Source organism: Parasphingorhabdus sp., from assembly GCF_048269915.1.
In the GTDB taxonomy this organism is placed as follows: domain Bacteria; phylum Pseudomonadota; class Alphaproteobacteria; order Sphingomonadales; family Sphingomonadaceae; genus Parasphingorhabdus.
In genome coordinates this window covers 405,463-431,257 of the sequence record NZ_JBLWTY010000002.1, presented here as the reverse complement: position 1 = coordinate 431,257, position 25,795 = coordinate 405,463, and the positions used below count along the sequence as shown (strand labels likewise).

At 57.0% G+C, this 25,795-nt stretch carries 24 protein-coding genes; 14 read left to right on the top strand and 10 right to left on the bottom strand.

Features of this window, described 5'->3' with window-relative positions:
• Positions 1–96: 96 nt before the first annotated feature.
• Complete coding sequence (locus ACN0WX_RS07015; RefSeq protein ID WP_417621581.1) at positions 97–579, top strand: Hsp20 family protein; 483 nt, start codon at positions 97–99, stop codon at positions 577–579.
• Between the two features lie 168 nt (positions 580–747).
• Here ACN0WX_RS07015 and ACN0WX_RS07010 read toward each other — a convergent pair whose 3' ends face one another.
• From ACN0WX_RS07010 to tpiA, 4 genes are all read right to left on the bottom strand, one after another.
• A complete protein-coding gene (locus tag ACN0WX_RS07010; protein ID WP_417621580.1) occupies positions 748–1,434 on the bottom strand; it encodes a Crp/Fnr family transcriptional regulator in 687 nt (228 codons plus the stop codon).
• A gap of 144 nt (positions 1,435–1,578) precedes the next feature.
• Positions 1,579–3,210, bottom strand: coding sequence for a CTP synthase (locus tag ACN0WX_RS07005; RefSeq protein ID WP_417621579.1), 1,632 nt, complete (start codon positions 3,208–3,210; stop codon positions 1,579–1,581).
• Positions 3,211–3,390: 180 nt separating this feature from the next.
• Entirely contained in the window at positions 3,391–3,789 is a 399-nt protein-coding gene (gene secG, locus ACN0WX_RS07000) for a preprotein translocase subunit SecG (RefSeq protein WP_417621578.1), read from the bottom strand.
• A gap of 234 nt (positions 3,790–4,023) precedes the next feature.
• Positions 4,024–4,770: a triose-phosphate isomerase gene (tpiA, locus tag ACN0WX_RS06995; protein ID WP_417621577.1), complete on the bottom strand. Its 747-nt coding sequence runs from the start codon at positions 4,768–4,770 to the stop codon at positions 4,024–4,026.
• 153 nt (positions 4,771–4,923) lie between these two features.
• Here tpiA and ACN0WX_RS06990 point away from each other — a divergent pair, with 153 nt between their 5' ends.
• The 3 genes from ACN0WX_RS06990 to ACN0WX_RS06980 all read left to right on the top strand — a co-directional run bounded on the left by ACN0WX_RS06990 (position 4,924) and on the right by ACN0WX_RS06980 (position 8,862).
• Positions 4,924–6,867 (top strand): SurA N-terminal domain-containing protein, encoded by a 1,944-nt coding sequence (locus tag ACN0WX_RS06990; protein WP_417621576.1) that lies wholly within the window; start codon positions 4,924–4,926, stop codon positions 6,865–6,867.
• Between the two features lie 7 nt (positions 6,868–6,874).
• Positions 6,875–8,425, top strand: a complete 1,551-nt coding sequence (gene trpE, locus ACN0WX_RS06985; RefSeq protein WP_417621575.1) for an anthranilate synthase component I — start codon at positions 6,875–6,877, stop codon at positions 8,423–8,425.
• Between the two features lie 80 nt (positions 8,426–8,505).
• Positions 8,506–8,862: a hypothetical protein gene (locus tag ACN0WX_RS06980; protein ID WP_417621574.1), complete on the top strand. Its 357-nt coding sequence runs from the start codon at positions 8,506–8,508 to the stop codon at positions 8,860–8,862.
• A 66-nt stretch (positions 8,863–8,928) separates the two neighbouring features.
• Here the strand turns inward: ACN0WX_RS06980 and ACN0WX_RS06975 are convergent, their stop codons facing one another.
• Complete coding sequence (locus ACN0WX_RS06975) at positions 8,929–9,231, bottom strand: polyhydroxyalkanoic acid system family protein (protein ID WP_417621573.1); 303 nt, start codon at positions 9,229–9,231, stop codon at positions 8,929–8,931.
• Positions 9,232–9,430: 199 nt separating this feature from the next.
• Between ACN0WX_RS06975 and ACN0WX_RS06970 the strand changes: the two genes are divergently transcribed.
• The 7 genes from ACN0WX_RS06970 (at position 9,431) to ACN0WX_RS06940 (ending at position 15,346) form a co-directional block, all read left to right on the top strand.
• Positions 9,431–10,015 (top strand): anthranilate synthase component II, encoded by a 585-nt coding sequence (locus ACN0WX_RS06970; RefSeq protein WP_417621571.1) that lies wholly within the window; start codon positions 9,431–9,433, stop codon positions 10,013–10,015.
• On the top strand, positions 10,012–10,998 hold the full coding sequence (trpD, locus tag ACN0WX_RS06965; RefSeq protein WP_417621570.1) for an anthranilate phosphoribosyltransferase: 987 nt from the start codon (positions 10,012–10,014) through the stop codon (positions 10,996–10,998). The genes ACN0WX_RS06970 and trpD overlap by 4 nt, the downstream gene beginning before the upstream one ends.
• The gene (gene trpC, locus ACN0WX_RS06960) at positions 10,995–11,786 is read left to right on the top strand and encodes an indole-3-glycerol phosphate synthase TrpC (protein WP_417621569.1); all 792 of its coding nucleotides are present in this window, start codon (positions 10,995–10,997) and stop codon (positions 11,784–11,786) included. The genes trpD and trpC overlap by 4 nt, the downstream gene beginning before the upstream one ends.
• Positions 11,783–12,253, top strand: coding sequence for a cyclic pyranopterin monophosphate synthase MoaC (gene moaC, locus ACN0WX_RS06955; RefSeq protein ID WP_417621568.1), 471 nt, complete (start codon positions 11,783–11,785; stop codon positions 12,251–12,253). Before trpC ends, moaC begins: the two co-directional genes overlap by 4 nt.
• Positions 12,250–13,434 carry a gephyrin-like molybdotransferase Glp gene (gene glp, locus ACN0WX_RS06950; protein WP_417621567.1) on the top strand — a complete coding sequence of 395 codons (1,185 nt, stop codon included), beginning with the start codon at positions 12,250–12,252 and terminating at the stop codon, positions 13,432–13,434. Before moaC ends, glp begins: the two co-directional genes overlap by 4 nt.
• A 372-nt stretch (positions 13,435–13,806) precedes the next feature.
• Positions 13,807–14,109 carry a hypothetical protein gene (locus ACN0WX_RS06945; RefSeq protein ID WP_417621566.1) on the top strand — a complete coding sequence of 101 codons (303 nt, stop codon included), beginning with the start codon at positions 13,807–13,809 and terminating at the stop codon, positions 14,107–14,109.
• Between the two features lie 346 nt (positions 14,110–14,455).
• Positions 14,456–15,346 carry an IS1595 family transposase gene (locus ACN0WX_RS06940; RefSeq protein WP_417621565.1) on the top strand — a complete coding sequence of 297 codons (891 nt, stop codon included), beginning with the start codon at positions 14,456–14,458 and terminating at the stop codon, positions 15,344–15,346.
• 134 nt (positions 15,347–15,480) lie between these two features.
• On the opposite strand, the gene ACN0WX_RS06935 is transcribed toward ACN0WX_RS06940, so the two are convergent.
• Positions 15,481–16,170, bottom strand: a complete 690-nt coding sequence (locus tag ACN0WX_RS06935; protein WP_417621564.1) for a hypothetical protein — start codon at positions 16,168–16,170, stop codon at positions 15,481–15,483.
• A gap of 141 nt (positions 16,171–16,311) precedes the next feature.
• Between ACN0WX_RS06935 and lexA the strand changes: the two genes are divergently transcribed.
• The gene (lexA, locus tag ACN0WX_RS06930; RefSeq protein ID WP_417621563.1) at positions 16,312–17,004 is read left to right on the top strand and encodes a transcriptional repressor LexA; all 693 of its coding nucleotides are present in this window, start codon (positions 16,312–16,314) and stop codon (positions 17,002–17,004) included.
• Here lexA and ACN0WX_RS06925 read toward each other — a convergent pair.
• On the bottom strand, positions 16,998–19,220 hold the full coding sequence (locus tag ACN0WX_RS06925; RefSeq protein ID WP_417621562.1) for a ComEC/Rec2 family competence protein: 2,223 nt from the start codon (positions 19,218–19,220) through the stop codon (positions 16,998–17,000). The genes lexA and ACN0WX_RS06925 overlap by 7 nt on opposite strands.
• 32 nt (positions 19,221–19,252) lie before the next feature.
• On the opposite strand from ACN0WX_RS06925, the gene gltX reads away from it, so the two are divergent.
• Both gltX and ACN0WX_RS06915 read left to right on the top strand, forming a co-directional pair.
• Positions 19,253–20,695: a glutamate--tRNA ligase gene (gene gltX, locus ACN0WX_RS06920; protein WP_417621561.1), complete on the top strand. Its 1,443-nt coding sequence runs from the start codon at positions 19,253–19,255 to the stop codon at positions 20,693–20,695.
• Positions 20,696–20,721: 26 nt separating this feature from the next.
• A complete protein-coding gene (locus ACN0WX_RS06915) occupies positions 20,722–22,005 on the top strand; it encodes a citrate synthase (RefSeq protein WP_417621560.1) in 1,284 nt (427 codons plus the stop codon).
• Between the two features lie 59 nt (positions 22,006–22,064).
• Here ACN0WX_RS06915 and ACN0WX_RS06910 read toward each other — a convergent pair whose 3' ends face one another.
• From ACN0WX_RS06910 to ACN0WX_RS06900, 3 genes are all read right to left on the bottom strand, one after another.
• Positions 22,065–23,459, bottom strand: a complete 1,395-nt coding sequence (locus tag ACN0WX_RS06910) for a sensor histidine kinase (RefSeq protein WP_417621559.1) — start codon at positions 23,457–23,459, stop codon at positions 22,065–22,067.
• Positions 23,456–24,496, bottom strand: a complete 1,041-nt coding sequence (locus tag ACN0WX_RS06905) for a hypothetical protein (RefSeq protein WP_417621558.1) — start codon at positions 24,494–24,496, stop codon at positions 23,456–23,458. The genes ACN0WX_RS06910 and ACN0WX_RS06905 overlap by 4 nt, the downstream gene beginning before the upstream one ends.
• A gap of 83 nt (positions 24,497–24,579) precedes the next feature.
• On the bottom strand, positions 24,580–25,773 hold the full coding sequence (locus tag ACN0WX_RS06900; protein WP_417621557.1) for a hypothetical protein: 1,194 nt from the start codon (positions 25,771–25,773) through the stop codon (positions 24,580–24,582).
• Positions 25,774–25,795 lie beyond the last annotated feature (22 nt).

Genomic DNA, 25,795 nt, shown 5'->3' with positions numbered 1-25,795 from the left:
ATGGTTGTGGAACGCCGTTCGGGTTTCACAATAACGAACCGGACGCCGCATTAGCGGGTCCAGAATTTACATTGCTCATCGTAAGAGGATATAGATATGAATCGTTTAGACTTTACCCCCTATCGCCGCTCGACCGTCGGGTTTGACCGGTTGTTTGACCTGCTTGAGAATAATGCCCGTACGCAACAGTCCGAGAACTACCCGCCGTTCAATATTGAACGCAGCGGAGAAGATCATTACCGGATCACGCTAGCCGTCGCAGGGTTCAAGAACGAAGAAATTGAAATCACCGCCCAGCAAAATCTTTTGCTCGTTTCCGGTAATAAAAATACCGATGAGAACGAAGGCAAACAGTTTCTGCATATGGGTATTGCCAACCGCAGCTTTGAACGGCGGTTCGAACTTGCAGACTTCGTCCGTGTGGATAACGCAGCTTTGGCTGACGGACTTCTGACCATCGATTTGGTCCGTGAGATTCCCGAAGCAATGCGACCACAGACCATCGCTATAAACAGTGGCGACAATGTCACCAAAATCGATCACAAACAGAAGAAAACGGAAGAAGACAAGGCTGCATAAGCTCGGTCTCTTCTGAAGAAAACCTGGCAGCCAGAGCAATCTGGCTGCCTATTTTTTGTCAGTATAATTATAAAATGGGGCAGCCGGATGAGGATCCGACTGCCCCTGACACCCGCTTGGTGTCACTCTTGACGATAATTAGCCCGGGTCGCAAAAGGCAAATTTTCGTCAAGAATCTGCTTCGGCAATGTGGGAAAGCATGGCATGGTCCAATATCCGGACCTTTCCGCTTTCCACTGCCACAATCTGATTCTCAGACCAAGTGGACAGCTGCCGATTAATATGTTCGCGCGACATGCCGGCAAAGTTACCGAGTTCGCTTTGACTCAAGTCCAGTTTCAATCGTCCCTCATCTGCCCCGACTACCGAAAGCCGCAGCAGATAGCGTGCCAGCCGTGGCCCGGATGTATAAGCACGATCGCCTTCGATCATGCTATTGGCCATCCGGATTCGACCGGCCATGACTTTCAGCAGGCGCAAGGCCATGTTCTTATGCTTGGACAGAATCTCTTCAAACGCCTCGCGGGTGATTGAAAGTGCCGATGTTGGCTCGATTGCCGTCACGCTGGCGGTCCTTGCTCCACCATCCAACAAAGCTATTTCACCCAATACCTGTCCCGGTTCCGCATAATCGAGAACAATTTCATATCCATTGCTGGCAATCATGCTGGTGCGCGCATTGCCTGACAATAATATCAGCAGCGAGTTGCCAGGATCTCCCTGCATGATCAATTCGTCCCCCTTTTTATGTTGCACAAAATGACCGCGCAATATCAGGTCCGCTAGCTCAGCCTCGTCACAATCGGCAAACAGGCTGTGCTCTGCCAAAATATTTGCCAGTTCCTCGGCTTTCACTCTTCCTGTCCTTCAGTCCAAATCGGAGGCGTTCTTTCCGCCCTCCCCTTTGCAACATGTTTGTGACAATAGTCACATCCTGTAAAATAGATTGGACAAAATCGACACTGTCCAGAATCTCATAATAGTTGGGGGTTATCGCACTTAAACTAGACGGCTCTGCTGCAACGCTGCGGCAATGAACGACGCGAACAAAGGATGCGGATCAAAAGGTTTGCTTTTGAGTTCGGGGTGAAACTGGACACCAATAAACCAGCTGTGGTCCGGCCTTTCTACCGTTTCAGGAAGCTCGCCGTCAGGAGACATGCCCGAAAAGATCAATCCGGTTTTTTCCAGCCGCTCGACATAGCCCTTGTTCACTTCATAGCGGTGGCGGTGACGCTCGCTGATTTCCTGACTGCCATAGATTCCGCTTATCTTCGATCCCGGCTGCAACATGGCATCATAGGCACCGAGTCGCATGGTACCGCCCAGATCGCCGCCGGCTTCGCGTTTTTGCAGTCCCTCTTCGGTCATCCATTCGGTGATCAAGCCAACAACCGGTTCTTCCGTTGGGCCAAATTCGGTGGTCGATGCTGACGCAATTCCCGCCAAGTTACGGGCTGCCTCGATGCACGCCATTTGCATGCCCAGACAGATACCGAAGAAAGGAATATCGTTTTCGCGGGCAAATTTGACGGATCCGATTTTGCCTTCGCTACCCCGCTCGCCAAAGCCGCCGGGGACCAATATCGCATGCAATGGTTCCAATTTTGCAGCGAGGTCCTCGTCATCCTCGAACAGTTCGGCGTCAAGCCAGCGCACCTGCACCTTTACACGGTTCGCCAGTCCGCCATGAAATAATGCCTCCTGAAGGGATTTATAGGCATCCTGCAAGCCGACATATTTGCCAACCACGCCAACGATCACTTCGCCTTCCGGGTTTTCGATCCGTTCCATCACGTCAGACCAACGCGACAAATCCGGGGCCGGTGCATCGTCAATGCCAAAGGCGCGCAACACTTCGCTGTCGAGACCTTCCTGATGATATTGCAACGGCACATTATAGATATTGCTCGCATCCAGCGCGGGGATGACTGATTCCTTGCGGACGTTGCAGAACTGGGCAATTTTGGCCCGCTCGCTTTCGGGCAGCGGGTGTTCGCAGCGGCACAGCAGGATATCCGGCTGAATCCCCAGCGAGGTCAGTTCCCTGACGCTATGCTGTGTCGGCTTGGTTTTCAGTTCACCCGCAGCGGCAATATAGGGAACCAGCGTGACGTGCACGGAAATCGCATTGTCCCGGCCAACCTTGTTGCGCAATTGGCGAATCGCTTCGATGAATGGCAGGCTTTCGATATCGCCCACCGTTCCGCCAATCTCGCATAGCACAAAATCAATGCCGTCAAGCTTGTCTTCGGCAAATGCCTGGATCGCATCGGTCACATGCGGAATGACCTGCACCGTCGCACCGAGATAATCGCCGCGCCGCTCCTTGGTGATGATCGACTGATAGATTCGGCCCGACGTCACATTGTCCGACTGCAGCGACGGAACGCCGGTAAACCGTTCATAATGGCCGAGGTCCAGATCGGTCTCTGCCCCGTCGTCGGTCACATAGACTTCACCATGTTGATAAGGTGACATCGTCCCCGGATCAACGTTCAGATAGGGGTCGAGTTTCCGAATCCGCACGGAAAATCCGCGGGCCTGAAGAAGAGCACCGAGACTTGCCGCCATCAGGCCTTTGCCAAGGGAGGAAACCACGCCGCCGGTAATGAAAATATATCGCGCCATGGGGGGAGAGGCTTAAGCCGTTATCACCGCATATGGCAATCCCGCGAATCCGGAAAAGCGAAATAAATATTATTTTGTTTCACGGCGTGGCCATCGACTGCGTGGTCGTTCACCCACCACGCATCATTAATTACCGCTGATGGCTAAAAATCCAGAGCCGGATATTTACCAGAATTCAGCTTATTGATCCAACGGGATGGAGCCGTGCGACTGGGCAGCCGGCGTCTTGTCCTCTTCCGCGGCGGCCGCAGCGGCAGCCAGCGGATCGTCACCGATCAGGGGCACATCGTCAGCAGGCGCGGAAATTGGCGCACTGGTATCGCGCTGCAGGCTCTGGTCGATGGATTCAACCTTGCCTTCTGCAGCAGCCAAAACCGCCAGTGTGATGGACAGGACGACAAACAGGACTGCCAAGACCGATGTCGTCCGGGTCAGCAGGTCGGCTGCACCGCGCGCCGACATCATACCGGACGGCGAGCCGCCGACACCCAGTCCGCCGCCTTCGGATTTTTGCATCAATATAACGCCGACCAGCATGGCGGCGACAATGGCTTGAACGACGGTAAGAAATAGAAACATGAATTTTCCGGACGTGATCTGTTGGTTTGTGCAGCGCACATAGCGATTGGCCCGCTCGAGTTCAAGCGATGATACACGCCTCTCCAACAGCCAAAGTTCGTCATAGTTCGGGCCTGGAAAGCCTGGAAATGGGTATTGTTGGATAAATTCTGTCAAATGCTGGAAATTAAATTCCTTTAATGACGATATGATACCAACGCCGTTTTCGCACCATCTACCCAAAATGCGACACGGTTAGCTGGCAGCCGCAGCCTCGATAATCGGCCCGAATTTGGCTGCGGTTAAACTTGCACCACCGACGAGCCCACCGTCAACATTGGGTACCGCCAGCAATTCCGCTGCATTGCCTCCGTTCATCGATCCGCCATAAAGTATGCGGACGCTCTCACTTCCCTGTCCCATCAATTCACCAAGCTGCTTGCGGATCGCTGCGTGCATTTCCGCGACGTCGCTGGCTTCGGGAACCCGGCCGGTACCGATTGCCCATACCGGTTCATAAGCAATCGTCAGCCAGTCTGCGCTGGCTCCGGCGGGGAAGGAGCGCGCGAGTTGCACCTTGACAACTTCAATGGCTTCACCGGCATCGCGCTCCTCTTCGGTTTCCCCCACACAGATGATGGCCCCCATGCCGGCTGCGTGGACCGCTTCCGCCTTGGCCTTCACCTCGGCATCGCTCTCCTGCTGATCGGCGCGGCGTTCGCTGTGTCCGAGAATTGAGAAACCTGCCCCTGCTTCTTTGAGCATGGCAGCCGAAAGACAGCCCGTATGCGCGCCGCTTTCGGCAAAATGACAATCCTGTGCACCAATGGCAAAGCCGGGATTCGCTTGCACAGCAGCTGCGATCAGCGTTGCCGGCGGGCAGATACCGACATCTGCGCCCTCATGATTTCCTGCGATCGCTGCAATCGCGGCTATATCCGACAGCTGCGCACGCAACCCGTTCATTTTCCAGTTGCCGACGATATATTTGCGATTTGCCATGATGCCCTCTGCCTTTTCGAATATTGTGATATTCGCCCGCTAACAAATATCCCCGGCCTTGCCAATTTCCTTCCGCAGTCTTTTGCTTGAACCGGAAAGCATAGCCGCCTAAAGCAGGCGCAAATCCAACTCCCGTAATGGAACCTCTCTTTCATGATCAGTTTTTTTCGCCGTATTTTTTCCTCGAAACTCGGTCTTTTCCTGACCTTTTGTTTCGTTGGTCTAATCGCCATTGCCTTCGCCACCGCCGACGTATCCAGCAATGGCACATTCGGCGGGGTCACCGGTTCGGGAACAGCTGCAAAGGTTGGCGATAGCAAACTGACCACTGCCGAGCTCAGCCAGTCGGTGAACAATGCTTTCCGCGGGCAACAGCGTGAGAATACGGCGCTGGACCTAAAAAGTTTTATCAACGGCGGCGGCTTTGACGACGTATTGGAACGGCTGATCAACAGCTTTGCCATTGCCGATTTCGGCACCAAATATGGTATGGCTGCGGGCAAGCGTCTGGTCGACGGAGAGATAGCGAATATTCCGACCTTTCAGGGTGCGGATGGCCAGTTCAGCGAGGAAAATTTTCGGCGGGCCTTGCAGCAGCAGGGGATAAACGAAACCCAGTTGCGTGATGACTTTACCCGCAATCTGCTCGCCGACCAGCTGTTGACGGCAGCAGGTTTTGGAGCAGCCGTACCGCAAAAACTTGTCGTCCCCTATGCCTCCCTGCTGCTGGAATCGCGAGAAGGTCAGATTGCAACCGTACCTTCGGTTGCCTTCATCGAAAACAGCAAGCCTGCAAAAGCAGCGGTCGCTGCCTTTTATGCCAAAAATGCATCCCGCTACACAATTCCCGAACGCCGCACGATCCGTTACGCATTGTTCGAAAAATCCCGGTTCAACGACAAGATCAAGCCCAGTGAAAAGGAAATCGCGGGCTATTATAATCTGAACAAAGCCCGTTATTCGGCCAGCGAGACCCGCAATCTCAATCAGGTCATCCTGCCAACCCAGGCCGCCGCCAAGGCGCTGGCCGACAAGATCAACGGCGGCACCTCGCTCGAGCAAGCCGCTCAGTCAGTCGGCCTGTCTGCTGCCGAAGTTGGATCGATCAGCAAAACCGACTTTGCCAGCAACGCCTCGCAGGCTGTCGCCAATACCGCATTTTCGGTTCCGTCCGGTGCTGTTGCCGGTCCGGCACAAAGCGCGCTTGGCTGGCACATTGTCAAGGTCAAGGATATCAAGCAAATCCCTGCCCGCTCGCTGGAACAGGTGCGCAGCGAAATTGTCAGCGAACTGACTCGTGCAAAAATCGAGGAAGCAATGGCCGAACTTACGGTGAGGCTGGAGGATGAATTTGCCGACGGCGCAACGCTCGGCGATATTGCCAAGGCAGAAGAGCTAAAGATTGAATCCACCCCTGCCCTCCTCGCCAATGGTCAAAACCCCGATGATCAAAATTACCGGCCAATCCCCGAAATGCAGCGTATATTGCCGGTAGCCTTCGCAGTTGAGGCAGATTCCGATCCCCAGATCGTCGAAATCATTCCTGGTCAGCAATATGCCGCTATCGATGTGACCGATATTGCCGAAGCCGCTCCCCCGCCGCTGGCGCAGATTGAGCAGCTGGTAAATCGCGACTATATGCTCAGCGAGGGTTCCAAAAAAGCCAAGGCAGTCGCGGACAAAATTGCAAAAGCGGTTAGCAGTGGCACACCCCTGTCCAAAGCGATGGCCGATGCCGGGGTGAAACTGCCGCGGCCTGAACGGATAAAATCTACAAGAGCCGATCTTGCCCGGCAGAGCCAGCAGGGGCAAGTGCCTGCGCCGCTCAGCCTGATGTTCAGCATGGCGCAGGGCACTGCCAAACCTCTGGCAGCGCCGCGCGATCAGGGTTGGTTCGTGGTCGTTCTCGACAAGCTTAATCGCGGCGATGCGTCGAAGCGCGAAGATTTGCTCAAGGCCACCAAGGCCCAGTTCAAGCAGGTATTCGGCAATGAATATACCGCCCAGTTCATTAACGCGATGAAGGCGGATGTCGGAGTGGAACGCAACGATGACTCGCTCACCGCCCTGAAAAACCAGCTTCTCGGCGGGAATTGATATCATCATGGCGGGCAGTTTCGGATCCGAAGCGGCACGCATATCCCTGGACGCTGGCAAACCCGCGCTAATCTGGCGGCGACAGGTTGCCGATACCGAAACACCGGTGTCCGCTGCCCTGAAACTGATGGAAGAAGGCCGCGGCGACTATCTGCTCGAATCGGTCGAAGGCGGCGAAACCCGCGGACGGCACAGCCTGATCGGCCTTGCGCCCGATCTGGTGTTCCGCGCCGATGGCGAGCAGGCCGCGATCAACCGGACCTGGCTGACGGACCGCACCGCCTTTGCCCCGGAAAGCGGCGACAGCCTCTCCGCCCTGCGCAATCTGGTCAAGGCCTGCCAGATGGATGTGCCGGAAGAACTGCCCCGCGCCCTCGCCTGTCTGGTCGGCTATTTCGGCTATGAAACCATCGGCCTGGTCGAGAAGCTTCCCCGCGCCCCGCAATCCGAGCTGGACCTGCCCGACATGCTGTTCGTCCGGCCAACGGTAATCCTGATCTTTGACCGGCTGGCCGACGAGCTGTTTCTGGTGGCACCGGTGTGGCCGGAGACCGACAGCGATAACGAAGCGAAGATCGCTTCGGCAATGGAGCGGCTGGATGAAGTGGAGCGAGGCCTTTCAACCCCCGTTCGTCCTGAGCTTGTCGAAGGACGATTGTCGGACACTCAGAAGGCAGCCTTCGACGGGCTCAGCCCGAACGGAATAGAATTCACGCCGCAAATCACCGCCGAGAAATATGGCGAGATGGTGCTGCGCGCCAAGGATTATATCGAGGCCGGTGATATCTTCCAGGTGGTGCTGGCGCAGAGATTCACCACGCCCTTCACCCTGCCGCCGATCGAACTCTACCGTGCGCTCCGCCGGATCAATCCTTCACCATTCCTGTTCTTCCTCGACCTGCCCGGCTTTGCCCTGACCGGCTCGAGCCCGGAAATCCTGGTCCGCGCGCGCGATGGCGAAGTCACCATCCGGCCGATCGCCGGCACCCGCCCGCGCGGCAAGAATGCCGCCGAGGACAAGGCCAACCGGGACAGCCTGCTCGCCGATCCCAAGGAACGGGCCGAACATCTGATGCTGCTCGATCTGGGCCGCAACGATGTCGGACGGGTGGCGACCGCAAACAGCGTCGAGGTCACCGACAGCTATACCGTCGAATTCTACAGCCACGTCATGCATATCGTCTCCAACGTCGTTGGCGAACTCGCCCCGGACAAGGATGCGCTCGACGCGCTGTTCGCCGGCTTCCCCGCCGGCACGGTCAGCGGCGCCCCGAAAGTCCGCGCCTGCCAGATCATCGCCGAACTCGAACCCGAAACGCGCGGCGCCTATGCCGGCGGCGTCGGCTATTTCTCCCCCGACGGCAGCATGGACAGCTGTATCGTCCTGCGAACGGGTATCGTGAAGGATGGCACGCTGCACGTGCAGGCCGGCGCGGGGATCGTTGCCGATAGTAATCCGGCCTATGAGCTTGCGGAGTGTCGGGCGAAAGCGGGCGCTTTGCTGGCTGCCGCGAAAGAGGCGGTGAAGCGGGCGCGGGATGTGGGTTTCGGACAGTGATCTGAAAAAGCGGCGGCCGACGGAGCAATCACATTGCCGCCTCGATTGCCAACGGGATTTGGGCGTAGTAAAGCCCGACAATGTCCAAAGCTGATCGTCTTGACCGCCTCGATTCCCGCCGTTCCGCTCTCGAAGCGGACTATAAGACAATGCTGCTTGATGCGTTGCGAAAAGCAACCGCGGGCAAGTGGGGCCTTTTTGACCACAATGGGGATCGCTGGACCCGCGCAGCCATCGCGCCCACAGTCAATGAATTGAAGGAAATCGGTCAAGAGATAGATAGGGCGCGGGACATTCTCTTCATGCCACCGTTCGAACTGCACCAACAATTCCTCGCGTCACGCGGGCCGGTCGGCCCCCAGGCCGTCGGCGAACCAAAACAGGCGCAGGCCTGGCTTGACCGGCTTGCCTCCGCCGCCGACAATAACGACAGCTAGATCCGGAACCGCGCGAGATCTTGCTCTCCCTTTCCGCAAACGATCAGAGACTGTGTCGCTCGCCCGCTATTCCAGCATCTTCGGCGCTTCCTTCATCAGCTTCGCCTTGATCTTGTTGGCGAACATCGCCAGCATCGGCGGCAGGTCGAAGATGGCGTAGACCTCGTCTTCGCGGACCTGCATTTCGCTGCCGATACGCTGGCCGACGGCCTCCAGGGTAAAATGGAGATGATCGCCTTCCCAGCGATGGTCGGTAAGGCTGGCGCCCGGGATGATATCGCCGAGCGTGTGAACCCCGCTGCCGATCCGGTTCTTGGCTTCGGCCAGGCCCAGTTTGTGTGGAATATTGACGGTGACGGGCTGGCCCATGATGATTCTCCAAACAGGCATATTACTAAAACCGCTAGTCCTGAGCCTGTCGAAGGACGCCTATCGACGACAAGCACACTTCGACAAGCTCAGTGCTAACGGCAGGTGATTGGCTATTTCCCTATCACCACAAAAGCTCAGGTCAAAGCCTTCGCAGAAACACTTGGCCTGAGGGATATTTCCCACTAGGCAGCTTTGCATGATCCTCGTCATCGACAATTATGATAGCTTCACCTTCAACCTGGTCCATTATCTGATGGAACTGGGCGCTGAGGTGCGGGTTGAGCGCAATGACGCGCTGACCGCCAGCGAAGCGCTGGCCACGGGCGCGCAGGCCTTTCTGATTTCGCCTGGTCCCTGCACCCCCAATGAAGCGGGCATATCGCTCGATCTGGTCGCGGCCTGCGCCGATGCCGAGAAACCGTTGCTTGGCGTCTGCCTGGGCCATCAGAGCATTGGCCAGCATTTCGGCGGCAAGGTGGTGCGCGGTGGGTTGATGCATGGCAAGACATCGCCGGTGACCCATGACAGCAGCGGTGTCTTTGCCGGCCTGCCCTCACCCTATACCGCGACCCGCTATCACTCGCTGATAGTCGAGGATATTCCCGCCTGCCTGCCGGTCAACGCGACCGCCGACGATGGTTCGGTGATGGGCTTCCGCCACGAAAGCCTGCCGATTCACGGCGTCCAGTTCCATCCCGAGAGCATCGCCACCGAACATGGCCATGCCCTGCTGGCCAATTTCATGGCGATCGCGGGGATCGAAGCGAAGGAACGGGCATGACCTTGCCCGATCCGGCAAGCGCCCTGTCCGAAGCAGCGGCCCGCGAAGCCTTTTCCGCGATATTGGACGGATCCTGTTCCGCAGAAGACATTACAGCCTTTCTGGTCGCGCTGGCCGACCGGGGCGAGACGGCCACCGAGATCGCCGCAGCAGCAACAGAAATGCGCGCCCGGATGATCGGTGTCGATGCGCCTGCCAATGCGATTGATGTCTGCGGCACCGGTGGCGATGGCAGCCATAGCCTGAATATTTCCACCGCCACCGCTCTGGTGGTCGCCGCCTGCGAAATTCCGATGGCGAAACATGGCAACCGCGCCGCATCGAGCAAATCGGGAGCAGCGGACACGCTGGAAGCGCTTGGTCTCGATCTGGCGAAAGCGGCGACCAATGGCGAGCAGAGCCTGCGCGACATCGGCATCGCCTTTTTCTTCGCCCCCAACCATCATCCGGCACTCGGTCCGCTGGCCCCGATCCGCAAGGCCATCGGTCGCCGGACGATCTTCAATCTGCTCGGTCCCCTGTGCAATCCAGCCAAGGTCAAGCGCCAGTTGATCGGCGTTGCCTCGCCCGATCTGGTCGAAACCTATGCCGAAGCAGCGCTGCAGCTGGGCTATGACAAGGCGATGATCGTCTCCGGTGAGGAAGGGCTCGACGAGCTCAGCATCTCGGGGCCAAGCCGCGTTGCCATCATCAGAGATGGCAGCGTCACCATCAGCCGTATTACGCCGGAAGATGCTGGCCTGACCCGCCATCCGGCGGACGCAATCAAGGGCGGAGATGCCGAATATAATGCCGCTGCGCTCAAGGCGCTGCTGCAGGGCGAGAAATCCGCCTATCGCGACGCCGTGCTGCTCAACAGCGCCGCGGCGCTGATGGTTGCGGGCGAGGTCGACAGCTGGGAAGAAGGCGTCGAGGAAGCCGCCGAGGCGCTCGACAAGGGGCTTGCCAACGCCATGCTGAATTGCTGGATCGCCAACCAATGAACAAGCTTGAAGAAATCTGCGCAACGACGCGGGACTATGTGCGGCAACGCAAGGCTGATGTTCCGGCGTCGAAGCTGAGCGAGGACATCGCCCGTCAGAGCGCGCCGCGCGGTTTTGCTTCAGCGATCCGAGCGAAATCGGCCAACGGCTTTGCCCTGATCGCGGAGATCAAGAAAGCCAGCCCGTCCAAGGGTCTGATCCGTGAGGATTTCGATCCCCCGGCCCACGCGCTTGCCTATCAGGCCGGTGGTGCGGCCTGTCTCTCGGTTCTGACCGACCAGCCCTATTTCCAGGGCGCGGACGAATATCTAGTGGCGGCGCGCGCTGCGGTGGCCCTGCCCTGCCTGCGCAAGGATTTCATGGTCGATCCCTGGCAGGTCGCCGAATCGCGGGCGCTGGGCGCGGATGCGATCCTGATCATCATGGCGGTGCTGGACGACGCTCTGGCGGCGGAGATCGAGGCGGAAGCGCTGGCGCTCGGCATGGACGCGCTGATCGAGGTGCATGACGAAGCAGAGCTGGAACGGGCGCTGAAGCTGCAATCGCCCCTGCTCGGCATCAACAACCGCAATCTCAAGACCTTCGAGACCAGCCTCGACCAGACCGAACGACTGGCCAAGCTGGTGCCCGACGACCGGATCATGGTCTCGGAAAGCGGTATCTTCAACCATGAAGACTGCAAGCGCCTCTCCCAATCGGGGGCCCGCGCCTTTTTGGTAGGTGAATCTCTTATGCGACAGGATAATGTCGAGACCGCAACCCGGCAGCTGCTGACAGGAACTCCATGAGCAAATTGACCCATATCGACGGCGATGGCGCGGCCCATATGGTCGATGTGGGCGGCAAGGCCGACACGGTCCGCGAGGCCCGTGCCGAGGGCCGGATCGCGATGAAATTGGAAGTATTGGAAGCTATAAAAGCGAACGCCATGAAAAAGGGCGATGTGCTGGCGACCGCTCGCATTTCCGGGATCATGGCGGCGAAAAAGACCAGCGATCTTATACCTTTATGCCACCCGCTGGCGCTGACCAAGGTGGCGGTGGATTTCACCTTTCTCGATGACGGCATCAAGGTCTCGTCCATGGCCCGCCTGACCGGCAAGACGGGCGTAGAAATGGAAGCCTTAACAGCCTGTTCTGTCGCACTCTTAACAATCTATGATATGTCCAAGGCAATGCAGAAGGACATGGTGATCAGCGATATCCGCCTGCTCTCGAAAAGCGGCGGAAAATCGGGAGACTGGGTAGCGGAATGAGCAGCTTGCTGCCTCTGGACGAAGCGCAGCAGCGACTGATCGCGCTGGCGTCCCGCCTGCCCGCCGAAACGCTTTCCGTCCATAATGCGCTCGGCCGCTATATCGCCGGAGACCTGATCGCCAGACGCGAGCAGCCGGCTGCCGATATGTCGGCGATGGACGGCTATGCGATCCGTTTCGAGGACCGGAACGGCCCGTGGACCCTGATCGGCGAATGTCCCGCCGGAAGCCCGCCCTGCCGCGCCCTGCAACCCGGCGAAACCGCGCGCATCTTCACCGGAGCGCTGCTACCCGAAGGCGCTGATACCGTGGTCATGCAGGAAAATGTCGCGGCCGACGGCACCACCATCCGCTTGACCGCAGAACCCTCGCCCGCAAAAGGCCGCCATGTCCGCCATCAGGGCGGCGATTTCAAGCAGGGAAGCGTCGGCCTGCCCACAGGCAGCCTGCTCAATGCGGCGGCGCTCGGCGAAGCGGTGATCGCCGGCTATGGCGAACTTTCGGTCGGCCAGCAGCCCCGCGTGGCGGTGGTCTCGACCGGCGATGAACTGGTCGCGCCGGGCAGCGCCACCCTGCCCCACCAGATACCCGCCAGCAATGACGTCATGCTGTCAGCCATGCTGTCCGGCCTGACCGCCGAGACCCGCAGTCTGAGCCGGATTCCGGATGATATGGAGATATTGTGCCAGACGCTGGCAAGCGCGAAGGATTGCGATATCATCGTGACCATCGGCGGCGCCTCGGTCGGCGATCACGATCTGGTCGGCCCCGCGTTCGAGCGGCTTGGCGCGGACATTGATTTCTACAAGATCGCGATGAAACCGGGCAAGCCGGTGATGGCCGGAACGCTCGGCAAGACGGTGATCCTGGCGCTCCCCGGCAACCCCGCCTCCGCCTTTGTCGCGGCAACCCTGTTTCTGCTCCCTTTGATACGATATATGGCCGGATCCAACCATTTTCTGCCCGAATATCAACGCGCAGCGACCACAGAGCCCCTACCCGCCAACGGCCCCCGCGCCCAGTTTCTGCGTGCGAAAGTTGATCAAGCCGGGATCATGCCTTTTGGCAGCCAGGACAGCGCCAAGCTTTCGGTGCTGGCTGCGGCCAATGCGCTGCTTTGCCGTCCGGCCGAGGCGGAGGCGGCTGATGTAGGCGAGATGGTGCCCTATATTGCGATATAATTGCCAGGGTCGAAAGATAACGCTTCGATAACAGCGATTGACACTTAATTTCTCAGGCCTTCTCCTAATCTTTTTGCCTAGTTGAGGTCCGCTATTGGCCTGCTGCCAGAGCGCGCTGAAAGGCTGAAATTGGGTGGTTCGCGGAATGTCGGGTTCCGAGAGGTGAAAACAGGCGTACGGCACTCCTTAGAATTGTGTCCACCACCGCCTAGGATCCGATAAGCGACATCAAATAGTCTGCTCGACGTGATCACGCGTTCCATTGGCCTTCCACATTTAGTTGCAAAAAAGGAGGACAGGCATAGGATAAGGCAGACACAGAAGGCTTGCGAGATGCTCCAGTCCATTATTGCAATCATAACGATAGTTGTAATGACGGAAATGTCGCGGCGAGCAAATTACCGCTATCGCAACGAAACGACGCTGCCAATGCAATGGTTGCTCGATGGCACGGTGACCAAAACAGCACCGCGTCGCTTCGCCCTCGCCTTTATCCCGGCTTTGTTCGCCTTCGTGCTTATTGCGATGGTTTTCATTTCAATCTTTGTCCCGACAAAGCCCGGCGACGAAGGACTCGTCATTCCGGCAATTGCTTTCGTCGCACTTCTGTTTGTCGCACTCTACGCTTTCTACTTGTGGATGGTCGCCAAGTCGCTCGGAGGCTGGGGTAAATAATCCGCTTCAGACCATAAACTCTGGAGCGTTGATTCAGAATTATCTCATCACTGTTGATCGTTTCAAGTTCGAGATATGATCCGTTCCCACCCCTTGCCCGTCGTTCGGTAAGCGTGCATTTCGGATTGAAAATAACGGCTCTCAGACAGCTTCGAATCATCATTGAACGACCAGCATTTGGGGCGTGTCCAGAACGACAGCTTTCTACCGGAAAACGCCAATAGCCCCCCATTGAGGCCACGGATCAATTTGTCCATGTTGCCCACCGTTCTGCCAACGGCACAATCACTTCCCGCTTAGTGGTTATCCCCTTGCCATACGTAGTGATTTATGCTACATAATAGGCATGAAACAGAAACCCCTCACAATCGCTCAATTCTTTAAGCAGTTTCCCGATGATGAAGCTTGCTTGCAGCATATCTTTGATGTTCGTTTCGGACAGGGCTACGAATGCCCAAAATGCGGAAAGGCGTCGAACTGGTATCGGATCAAAGCCGAGCGCGCTTATTCCTGCCAGTGGTGCGGTCACCACCTGCACCCGACTGTTGGCACTCCCTTTGAAAAGAGCCGGACGCCCTTGCAGCTTTGGTTCTATGCGATCTATCTGTTCACCACCACGCGCCACGGCGTCGCGGCCAAGGAATTGCAGCGCCAGCTAGGCGTCACCTACAAGACCGCATGGCGCATGGCTGGCCTGATCCGTGAGCATATGGCCGATGTGGACGGTGAAACACCCCTTGGCGGCTTTATGAAAATCGTTGAAGTGGACGAAACCTATATTGGCGGCGTCAATCATGGCGGCGGTCCCGGCAACAAAGACGGCAAGACAGCGATCATGGGCATGATGCAGCGTAACGGCGAAGTCATGACGGTTGTTATCCCAAATCGCCGCAAATCGACGCTACAGGGCAATATCGTCGCCAACGTGCTGCCTCACACCGAAATTCACACCGACGATTTCATGAGCTATGCCGGTCTGGACGGAACGGGTCACAAATATTGGCACAAGACGGTCAATCACAGCGAAAAGCAGTGGGTTAGCCCTACCGGCACGACGACAAACGGAATTGAAGGTTTCTGGTCACAGTTGAAGCGCGGTATCTTTGGCACTCACATTCATGTTTCGCCGCAGCACCTTTGGAAATATGCCAAGGAAGCTGAATATCGTTTCAATCGTCGTCACCGTCCCGAGACGATGTTTTCGGAACTGGTTTCGACTTACCAACCATCGATGTGAGCGTGGCCTCAATGGCGGCTTCGTCGCCGTCATGATCCGACTCATGTTCCTTGATGAACTCTTTGAGTCTATTGTCTTTTATTGCTTGCTTTAAGGTGGGCATTATGCGATTCTATCATCAATGCTAAGAAATGTCATTTCTTCTTTTGAGCGCGCCTTTCAATCGCCTTCTGTTTTCTGCGCTCGTGGCGATTTGCCGTCCCAAAGACTGTGCTTTTTACTTGGTGTTGCTCTTGCTTCATTGTTCTGGCTTCCCGCTCTTGAGCGTCAGCGCGCAATTTCCGCCACTCTTTTAACATCTCTTGAGAAGTCTCAGTCTGTTTCTGAGTTGCATCTAACTGCTTCTGAGACAACTCGACTTGCTGCTCAAGAGCTTCTATCTGAGATTGAGCGTCAGCGGCGTCTTGCTCACGTTGATAAATCGAAACAATAAAAACGATTATTGCGAGTAGAAGCTCCCAATTTATTTTTCTTTGTCCTGATTGCCTGAGCACCGACGCCAACGTCGCACTTATTTCTTCTAGCTGTTTTAAGGCCTCATCTGATCCAATTGCGCCATTCGATGCATCTTGGACAACCTCCTTGGCTGCGCTGACCTTTTCGCGTGTCATTTCAGGTGCGTGAAATGCTCTCGCAACTCCACTAATAAAAAACGTAATGTTTCCATCAGCATCGTGATCATATGTGCCGGGTTGGCTGCTCGCGATACCGTTGCAATCTGAGCGTTCACAAGGTTCACTGACGTTACCGATGTAACCGCCGCGCGAGTTTCTAATTTTAATCCCGTGGGCTATGAATTGATGGTCACATTTATTGCATTTCATGGGAAGCGACATTCATCAGCTATCGCGTCGATAGTGAGTCGAGTCAATTACCTATGTAAAAGGGATAATCACTTCCCGCTTGACTTCCCCCGTTTTGTTTCTTAATTGTTCCTTATTCGTTCCCAGAACAGGACACTGGACATGCTCACGCAAAAGCAACATGAATTGCTCTGTTTCATCGATGACAGGCTGAAGGATAGCGGCGTTTCCCCCTCGTTCGAGGAAATGAAGGAAGCGCTCGGGCTCAAGTCCAAGTCGGGCATTCACCGGTTGATCAGCGCGCTCGAGGAGCGGCACTTCATCCGCCGCCTGCCCAACCGGGCGCGGGCACTGGAAGTGCTGAAGCTGCCGGAAGGTGGCGTGCAGGAAGCGGAGCCCTCCAATGTTGTCTCGCTGCATCCGGAAACGCCGGTGCGCGAAGTGATCTCCAATCCTGCCCCCGCCGCCAATAATGACGTGCTGGAAATCCCGCTGCACGGCCGGATCGCCGCCGGCGCGCCGATCGAGGCGATGGAAGGCCAGTCGGCGCTCAGCGTTCCTGCCGCCCTGCTCGGCCCCGGCGAACATTATGCACTGGAAGTATCCGGCGATTCGATGATCGACGCGGGTATATTGGACGGCGATTATGCGCTGATCCAGAAAACCGAAGTGGCGCGCGATGGCGAGATTGTCGTGGCCTTGATCCACGAGGAAGAAGCCACGCTGAAATATCTCCACAAGGACGGAGTTCGTGTGCGGCTTGATCCTGCCAATGCCGCCTATGAACCACAGCTTTACGGGCCGGGCGAAGTCCGTATCCAGGGCAAGATGGCCGGCTTGCTCCGCCGTTACTGATTTTTGACGGCGGGACGCTTGTCCTGCCCGCCAATTTTCCGGGACTTGTAGCGCGTCCAGTCATGACGTCCTGTCCACCCGAGTGCAGTGGATATTGCCTGCTTTTGCAGATTGATGGTCAGCCCGCCCACACGCGATAACAAGTCGCGGTCCGCTTTCAGCCAGCGTGGCTCGCAGCTGGTCGGCAGATGCCGGTCGCTGACGACGATATCCACGCGGCGACAGGCTGCGGAAAGCGCCAGCGCCGGGATATAATGCGAGCTGCGGGTCGCCATCAGCGTCCAGTTGCGATCCTTGCCGGACAGGGTGACAAGACAGGAATCGGCATTGCAGTCGGCACCGGACCAATCGTCAAGCATTTGTGCCCCTCGGGAAACGCCGGCATTTTCCAATATCATGCTGCGAATATAATCGCCGCTGCGGGGACGCAACATCGCCAGCTCTCCCTGTTCATTGCGGATTCCGACATGACGGCCGTCACCGGTGATATAGATATCCGGCGCGCCGGTGGTGACGATCAGCAATCCCCCGACAGCGGCAGGCATCAGACCCCAGTAGCGCCAGCGCTCCCGCCACAGGCAGATCCACAGCCCCCCTGCGATCACCAGCCCGAAAGCGACAACCGGCATGGTCGGCAACAGGGTCACCGCACCCGGCCGGCTGGAGACAAAATGGGCCACAGCGATCAGGCTGCCCAGCGCTTTCTCGCAGAGCCACCATGCCGGAGCGCCAAGCCCGGCGCAGTCGAGCACCAACGCCAGCGCTTCCAGCGGCATGATCACAAATGTTGTCAGCGGAATAGCGATGATATTGGCCAGCGCGCCATAAAGCCCGGCCTTGTGGAAATGGAACAGCGCAATCGGCATGAGGGCGATTTCCACCACCAGACCGGTGAGGAAAAGGGACAGAAGGAAGCGGCCGGTCCGGCGTGCCAGATTTTCCTCGCGCAACGCAAACAAAGCCTTGATCCGCGGATGTTCGTGCAGGGCAATGATCGCGGTGACCGCTGCAAAACTGAGCTGAAAACTCGGCCCGACCAGTGATTCCGGCCAGAAGATCAATACGAACAGCGCCCCCGCCGCGACCATCCGCAGGGTGATCGCGCTGCGGCCCATTATCAGCGCCACCAGCACCAGCAGGGCCGCGACACAGGCCCGGATGGTCGGAACCTGAGCGCCGGTCATCAGCGTATAGGCCACTGCCGCCAGGACCGCGCAGCCTGCGGCAAAAATCGGCAAACGAAATCGCAGGACCAGCGCTGGGAAAAATGCGAGTGCCTTCAACATCATCAGATAGATGGCCCCGACCACCGCCGTGACATGCAGACCGCTGATCGAAAGCAGATGCGCCAGCCCGCTGCGCCGCATGGCTTCCGCATCGGATTCGGCAATGGCGCCGCGATCCCCGCTGGCCAATGTCGCCCCGATCGCACCCGCAGCCCCCGTCATTTGCGACTGGACATGGGCGGACAGTTGCTGCCGGTATTCTGACAGCGAGAACAGAGGATCGGCGCGTCGCAATATGCTGATCTCTCCCAGCGCCTGGCCGGTCGCGCCAAGCCCCTGAAACCAGGCCCGCCGGGAAAAATCATAGGCGCCTGGAAGAGCGGGCATCGCCGGTGGCATCAAACGCGCGCGCAATTGGATCAGGGCCCCATTTTGCAGATCCGCTCCGGCATGATCGAGGGGCACATTCACCCGGACATGCGGTGGCAGCTGCTGACCTTTACCGGTTTTCAGCGTCAGCCGCACCATGTCGCGGGCCAGAACCGGCTCGATCCGTTCGATTTTGGCGGTGAACCGGGTAACCACGGGACGCTCCAGCACCGGTGCGGCCACCTGCCAGGACCGAAACCAGATCAGGCCGCAGCCGATTGCAGCGACCAGACAGAAACAGCAGAGCGCCTGTCCCGCCCTGCTCTTCTGCCCGGGCAGCGCCGTGAACAGAGCGATCGCACCACATAGGCTGATGAACGCCAGCCACCAGGCGCTACCGGCGAGATCAAACCAGGCCGCAATCCCGCAGCCCAGTGCCACGGGAAGCCACAGAGCCATCTGGTCACGTTCGCGTTCCAGCAGGCGCTCAAGCGGCTCCCGAGACCATTTTGCGCGCATCAATTCAAGCAATTGTCGTGGATGAAACAGCATGCTAAGGGCGGTGCCAATCGAACCGGAACCGGTGCCTCTGGTGCCATACAGGCTCAATCCATCCCGCATTTTTCAAAACCTATCACAAGGGTCAAGCAAGCGTGAATTCAAATGTCGCAGATCAGCCGAAACAGACAAACGAGGTCGTAACCCGCTTTGCCCCCTCGCCTACCGGATTTCTGCATATCGGCGGTGCCCGGACCGCGATGTTCAACTGGCTGTTTGCCCGCCACCATGGCGGCAAGGCGCTGCTGCGGATCGAGGATACCGACAAGGCGCGCTCGACGCAGGAAGCGATTGATGCGATTCTCGAAGGGCTCGAATGGCTGGGTCTCGACTGGGATGATGAACCGGTTTTCCAGTCCGAACGCGCCGCGCGCCATGCCGAAGTCGCGCACGAACTGCTGGCAACCGGCAATGCCTATAAATGTTTCGCAACCCCGGAAGAGCTGACCGCCATGCGCGAACAGCAGCGCGCGGAGAAAAAGCCGATGCGCTATGACGGCCGCTGGCGCGACCGCGATCCGTCGGAAGCGCCGGAAGGCGCGCCCTTCGCGATCCGGCTGAAAACGGAAACATCCGGCAAGGTCACCATAAAGGACGAGGTGCAAGGCGATGTCTCGGTCCAGAATAGCGAGATTGACGATTTCATCCTGCTGCGCTCCGACGGTACGCCGACCTATATGCTCGCGGTTGTGGTCGATGACCATGACATGGGCGTCACCCATCTCATCCGCGGCGATGACCATCTTAACAACGCCTTCCGTCAGCTGGCCCTGATCCGGGCGATGGGCTGGGCGGAGCCGGTCTATGCCCATATCCCGTTGATCCACGGCAATGACGGTGCCAAATTGTCGAAGCGCCATGGCGCGCTGGGCGTCGAAGCCTATCGCGACATGGGCATATTGGCAGACGCAATGTTCAACTATCTGCTGCGTCTGGGCTGGGGTCATGGCGATGACGAGATCATCTCCCGGGCACAGGCGATCGAATGGTTCGACCTGTCGGGCGTCGGCAAATCGCCATCGCGGTTTGACACGAAAAAGCTGCAAAATCTGAACGGGCATTATATGCGCGATGCCGGTGATGCGGATCTGGCAGAGCTTGCGACCCCATGGATCGAGCAACATTTGGGTGCGTCATTGACGGCTTCCGATAAAGAATTGCTCGGCCAGGCGATGCCGGTTTTGAAAAGCCGGGCAAAAAATCTCATTGAATTGGCCGAATCCAGTCTTTTTCTCTTTAAAAAACGCCCACTTGGCCTCGACGAGCGGGCAGAAAACCTGCTAGACGCTGACGCACGGACGCTGCTTAAATCGATTCACCTTGGCTTGACCGATCTGGAAGACTGGACGCTTGAGACAACGGAAGAAACCATAAAAGCGATCGCAGAGTCTGCCGAATTGGGGCTAGGTAAGCTCGCACAACCCATGCGTGCCGCCTTGACAGGAAGCACCAGTTCACCCGGAATTTTTGACGTCCTGATTCTTCTTGGCAAAGAAGAATCGCTGGGACGCCTTGCAGATCAAATAGAGAAAACCTGAGTTTCAGGAGCAGAAAGGACAATTTCATGGGCGATACCGCAAAATTCAGCATCCATGGCGACAATTACGAATATCCGATTCTGAAAGGCACTGAAGGCCCCGATGTTGTCGATATCCGCAAATTATATGGCCAGACCGATGCCTTCACTTATGATCCCGGCTTCACATCGACCGCAAGTTGCGAATCCGAGCTGACCTTCATCGACGGCGGCGAAGGCATTTTGCTGCACCGGGGCTACCCCATCCAGCAACTCGCCGAACACAGCAGCTTCATGGAAGTGGCCCATCTTTTGCTGCGCGGCGAATTGCCGACAGCGGATGAATATTCCGACTTCACCAATACGATCACCCGCCACACGATGGTCCACGAGCAGTTGCGCGGTTTTTATCAGGGCTTCCGCCGTGATGCTCACCCGATGGCGATCATGTGCGGTGTGGTCGGGGCGCTGTCTGCCTTCTACCATGACAGCACCGACATCAACGATCCCGCCCAGCGGATGATCGCCAGCCACCGTCTGGTCGCCAAAATGCCGACCATTGCAGCCATGGCCTATAAATATTCGATCGGCCAGCCGTTCGTCTATCCCGACAACGAACTGTCCTATACCGGCAACTTCCTGCGCATGACCTTCGGCGTTCCGGCAGAAGAATATGAAGTTCACCCGGCAATTGAAAAAGCGATGGACCGGATTTTCATCCTCCATGCCGACCATGAGCAAAATGCGTCGACTTCGACCGTACGCCTTGCCGGTTCATCCGGTGCCAACCCGTTTGCCTGCATCGCAGCCGGCATTGCCTGCCTGTGGGGACCTGCCCATGGCGGCGCCAACGAAGCGGCGCTCAACATGCTGCATGAAATCGGTCATCCTGACCGCATTCCGGAATATATCGAGCGCGCCAAGGACAAGGATGATCCGTTCCGCCTGATGGGCTTTGGCCACCGCGTTTACAAAAATTACGATCCGCGGGCATCGGTAATGCAGGAAACCGTCCGCGAAGTGTTCAAGACGCTGAAGGTCAAGGATCCAGTCTTCGATGTAGCGTTGCAGCTTGAAGAAATGGCGCTCAACGACCCCTATTTCATCGACAAGAAACTGTTCCCGAACGTCGATTTCTATTCCGGAATCATCCTGTCGGCAATTGGCTTCCCGACGTCGATGTTCACCGTGTTGTTCGCTCTCGCCCGCACCGTTGGCTGGGTTGCCCAGTGGAACGAGATGATTTCCGATCCGGGCCAGCGTATCGGCCGACCACGCCAGCTGTACACCGGTCCGACCAAGCGCGACTATGTGCCGATCGACAAGCGCTAGAATGATCGAATTTTGAGAAAGAAGGGGGGCCTGGCGCTCCCCTTTTTTTTGTCAGTTTCCTAGCTGTTGTTCTCGCTTCGACCGGGCAAGGTCAATGTAAAGGTTGAACCCTTGCCAGCTGCGCTCTTTACGGTAAGACTGCCATCCATTGCCTGTGCCAGCCGCCGAGAAATAAACAGTCCCAGCCCGCTGCCGCCATCACCTGATCGTCCCAGCCGTTCAAATTTTTTGAAAATCCGGTCATGATCTTCCGGCGCGATACCGTCGCCCTGATCGGCCACCGAAATCCGGGCCCTTTCTTTGTCAGCGGAAACCCGGATTTTGATCACCGACCCATCGGGCGAATAGCGAATTGCATTTCCGATCAGATTGACCAGAATTTGCAGAGACCGACGAAATTCACCACGAGCGGGCAGTTTTTCATCCTCGTCCGGCAAATCAATCCGTATCTGATGATCGGCGGCCTTGACCGCCAACAGACCGGCCGCACGATGGGCCAGGTCCACGAGATCAATATCATCCGCTGCCACCGTAAAGTCAGGACGCTCAATGGCTTCCAGATCGGACAGATCATTGACCAGGTCGAGCAAATGACGCCCAGCGGAGGCGATATCCTTGGCATAGCTGGCATAATCGCCCCTAAGCGGCCCTTCCAGCTTGCCACTGATCGTTTCGGCATTGGCAATGATCTTACCCAGTGGCTGCCGGAGGGCCGGCCCCAACTGCAACCCGAACAGGCTGTCGCTAATCAGTTTGCCAGCCGAGCGCTTCTGGTCCGTGCCACTCACTCCGCTACCATCCGGCGTGGCGGTGAAACGGTAGCCCGAAAAAATACCCGCCTTGTCTATCAACGGCTGGCCTTGCAGCATGAACAAGCGCTGGGCCCCATATTTTTCCCGCATGCGCTGATTGTGCATTGGCTGGCGCTCCGCTACCGCTTCGAGCAATCGGGCGTGAGCGGAAGGTGGAATCACATCAAATATGTCGATCAGCGATCTCCCGATAGTCTGGGCTGCCTCGCTGTCCTCTCCGGGCATTTGTTGGGCAATGATCCGCAGCGCAGCGTCGGTCCGGATCGTGCCTTTTCCTTCCAGCCGGTCAAAATCCCTGTCGCGCGCCGGATCGATCTTGTCGGCTGCATCATAAGCCCGCTCTTTCCAGTCAACTATCGCCAGACTGAGCAGTTCGTCTTGTTCCGACGCGGCAATCCGCGTTTCGACCCACATATCGATCAGACAGTCGTCATCCGATGCCTGCGCCGGTCGCGATAAGTTCATACCCAGGCGCCGACTGAGCCGGCAGAGTTCTGCCAGCTCGGGAACCGCCAGGGGTCCGCCTTCATAACCACCGCTGTGCAAATGAAGCCGCAAAAGCAACGGATCGGCCGACAGTAAAAATCCATCAGCGTCCACTTGCCCGCGCACCGGCTCGGCCAATTTTCCCAAAGCCGTCATTTTTCGCGATCGCCCAGCGTGTCGCGGGCCAGAATCCGTACAGCATTTTGATAAGCAGCAGGTGTCGCCCAGTGTGACACCAGGGCTTTCGCTCGCCCTTGGTCGGCCTCATTATAAGTTGCCGCAGTCAAAATTTCGCTACCGCCATCGAGTGCGGCAAATATCGACAAGGCTTCCTGAGCAGGAAAATCCGCCGCGCGCATCACCACGACCAGGCGCGCCATATTTGGCTCCGCCGTAAAGGCAATGATCTGATCTCCGGTCAGGCCGGATTTCCGCGCCAGCCGTGCGACAAATAATGACAGTCCATCTCTCATCGGGTGCGGGATAGAATCCTTATCCGTCATGGATTGCATGAGTAACTGGGCGAGACGGTCAGCCTTGCGCGCTACACCAGCGCTCTCGTCGTGCGAGGCAAGCAGTCGTTCTGTCGCCTGTCGCAACTGCGTTCCGGAAAAATCGGCAAGCCTGGTGAGTGCAGCCGTCACTGGCCATGCGAAAGCATAGGCAATTTCAGCCGGCAGGTCAGCGAGACTGGCAGCGATTTCGCCTGTCGCCCCGGTGGCGTTGGATTGAGCGACAAGGAGTGCCATCGCAGCTTCTGCGACAATGGGATCTTCATGATCCAGATGACAGGTTAACGTTGATTCGAGATCTTCCTGAGAAATTTTTTGCAGCAATCTGGCCGCTAATTCGTTTTGCTGCGTTTTTACAAACAGATGATGAACAATTTCATCAGTCTTGAGCAAACCGCTATCCTCAAGCAAGGAAAAGCTCGGCCCGTCTCCACCATGCCCGATTGTCAGAAGTTTTTCGTCGGTAACACCAAGCTCTTCGGTCGCAATCAAACAGATGCGTTTTTCAATCTGATCAACGACACGGTGCAGATATTGGCGCGCACTCGACAGCATGCGGTCATTAAAAACCACATTGGTGCGCGGAAACAGAGCCTGAGCAAAATCACCAGCCACGTAAGAAGCCCTGTCGGCCGTCGCCGAAGCATAGCTGATGATATCGTTTCGCTTTGTTCGGTCCATCGGAAAAACTCGCTGTGCCATAGTTAGGCCGTACCCTAATGTGGTTAACAAGCTGCTAAGTGGAACAGTGTGCCAAAATCCGGCTAATCCCGCCGCTCCCGCGAGTTTTGCGCCAATTGACGATCAAGAACAAGAAACATGCCTGTGTAAAGTGCCACCGCGTAGAGGCCATAAACCATGGAACCCACAAAGCTCGCCAGCAGCAATATGACCAGAACCATCCGCATGTCCGGTCTGGCCAGCGCCAAGCGACGATCCTCGACCCCGGTCCTCGACAACAGCAGATGGGATAGCAATAATGCTGTTATTATCAGATTTGGCACCAATGTCGTCGCGTCCGACTCTTTCGATAGCAGCACGATCACACCAGCAGCGACGAGCAAATCCAGCACAACATCGGCCCAGTCGTCGATTTTCGCGACGCTGCCAAATTGCACCATCGAAGCCCGGGTGAATTGCGCAATACTGCCTAAAAGCAACAGACTCAATGATGCGAGGGGATAGCCTAAAATGGTCGTGACTATTGCTGAAAAACCAGCCGCTAGGGAGAAAAGCCCGAGATATTGCGGTGCACTTTTCTTTGCCCAGAGCTTGGGCAGGCTGCGCTTGGTCAAGGGACGCAGCAGAAAACGGTTCAGAAAATTATCGCCCCTTGTGGGGATTTCTTTCAATTTGCGCCGGGTAAATTGCCCCGCGCTAATCTCGCTCTGGACATGGGCGATCGCCCCGGCACCCATCTTCCGATCCGAGATAATGGCCCGCGGACAATCCGCCTGAACGGCCATTCTGAGCAAGGCTGATCCAATTTCCCAATCATCCGGAACATCGATCAGAGCCGTCAGACGCGATGCTTTGAGCGAAACAATACCCAGCCAGCGCTGATTGAGATCGATGCGTTCAAACTCCTGATATTCCTCGCCGTGCAGCACGGTGAACAGGAGTTCCTGCGGCGAACCGCTCAACTGAGCGACAATCTCGTCATTTGGCAGGATACCGTCCGCGATATAGACCACATGATCCTGTTCGCTTGCATATTGCAATAAATCGCGGGGGCTCCGGACATATTCCGCATCCAGCCCCTGCTGTTTCATTGCATCAATTTTCTGCAGAAGCGCACCATGAGTTACCGGGCAGAGAAAAATAAATTTCTCGCAGCCAAAACGTTGCGCGGCGTTGATCTGCAGGTCGAGCAGAGTACCGGCGAACATCGGCAACAAGGCAATTGGTCCGTTTCCGTCGAGATCGTCCTTTGCGAGGGAAATCAATGCCAGTTTCACGAATATTGGGTTCCCGAAAGAT

Coding starts and splice junctions, on each gene's coding strand:
- ACN0WX_RS07015 (WP_417621581.1), top strand. CDS start 97: ATGAATCGTTTAGACTTTACCCCCTATCGCCGCTCGACCGTCGGGTTT.
- ACN0WX_RS07005 (WP_417621579.1), bottom strand. CDS start 3,210: ATGGCGCGATATATTTTCATTACCGGCGGCGTGGTTTCCTCCCTTGGC.
- secG (WP_417621578.1), bottom strand. CDS start 3,789: ATGTTTCTATTTCTTACCGTCGTTCAAGCCATTGTCGCCGCCATGCTG.
- tpiA (WP_417621577.1), bottom strand. CDS start 4,770: ATGGCAAATCGCAAATATATCGTCGGCAACTGGAAAATGAACGGGTTG.
- ACN0WX_RS06990 (WP_417621576.1), top strand. CDS start 4,924: ATGATCAGTTTTTTTCGCCGTATTTTTTCCTCGAAACTCGGTCTTTTC.
- trpE (WP_417621575.1), top strand. CDS start 6,875: ATGGCGGGCAGTTTCGGATCCGAAGCGGCACGCATATCCCTGGACGCT.
- ACN0WX_RS06980 (WP_417621574.1), top strand. CDS start 8,506: ATGTCCAAAGCTGATCGTCTTGACCGCCTCGATTCCCGCCGTTCCGCT.
- ACN0WX_RS06975 (WP_417621573.1), bottom strand. CDS start 9,231: ATGGGCCAGCCCGTCACCGTCAATATTCCACACAAACTGGGCCTGGCC.
- ACN0WX_RS06970 (WP_417621571.1), top strand. CDS start 9,431: ATGATCCTCGTCATCGACAATTATGATAGCTTCACCTTCAACCTGGTC.
- trpD (WP_417621570.1), top strand. CDS start 10,012: ATGACCTTGCCCGATCCGGCAAGCGCCCTGTCCGAAGCAGCGGCCCGC.
- trpC (WP_417621569.1), top strand. CDS start 10,995: ATGAACAAGCTTGAAGAAATCTGCGCAACGACGCGGGACTATGTGCGG.
- moaC (WP_417621568.1), top strand. CDS start 11,783: ATGAGCAAATTGACCCATATCGACGGCGATGGCGCGGCCCATATGGTC.
- glp (WP_417621567.1), top strand. CDS start 12,250: ATGAGCAGCTTGCTGCCTCTGGACGAAGCGCAGCAGCGACTGATCGCG.
- ACN0WX_RS06945 (WP_417621566.1), top strand. CDS start 13,807: ATGACGGAAATGTCGCGGCGAGCAAATTACCGCTATCGCAACGAAACG.
- ACN0WX_RS06940 (WP_417621565.1), top strand. CDS start 14,456: ATGAAACAGAAACCCCTCACAATCGCTCAATTCTTTAAGCAGTTTCCC.
- ACN0WX_RS06935 (WP_417621564.1), bottom strand. CDS start 16,170: ATGAAATGCAATAAATGTGACCATCAATTCATAGCCCACGGGATTAAA.
- lexA (WP_417621563.1), top strand. CDS start 16,312: ATGCTCACGCAAAAGCAACATGAATTGCTCTGTTTCATCGATGACAGG.
- ACN0WX_RS06925 (WP_417621562.1), bottom strand. CDS start 19,220: ATGCGGGATGGATTGAGCCTGTATGGCACCAGAGGCACCGGTTCCGGT.
- ACN0WX_RS06915 (WP_417621560.1), top strand. CDS start 20,722: ATGGGCGATACCGCAAAATTCAGCATCCATGGCGACAATTACGAATAT.
- ACN0WX_RS06910 (WP_417621559.1), bottom strand. CDS start 23,459: ATGACGGCTTTGGGAAAATTGGCCGAGCCGGTGCGCGGGCAAGTGGAC.
- ACN0WX_RS06905 (WP_417621558.1), bottom strand. CDS start 24,496: ATGGACCGAACAAAGCGAAACGATATCATCAGCTATGCTTCGGCGACG.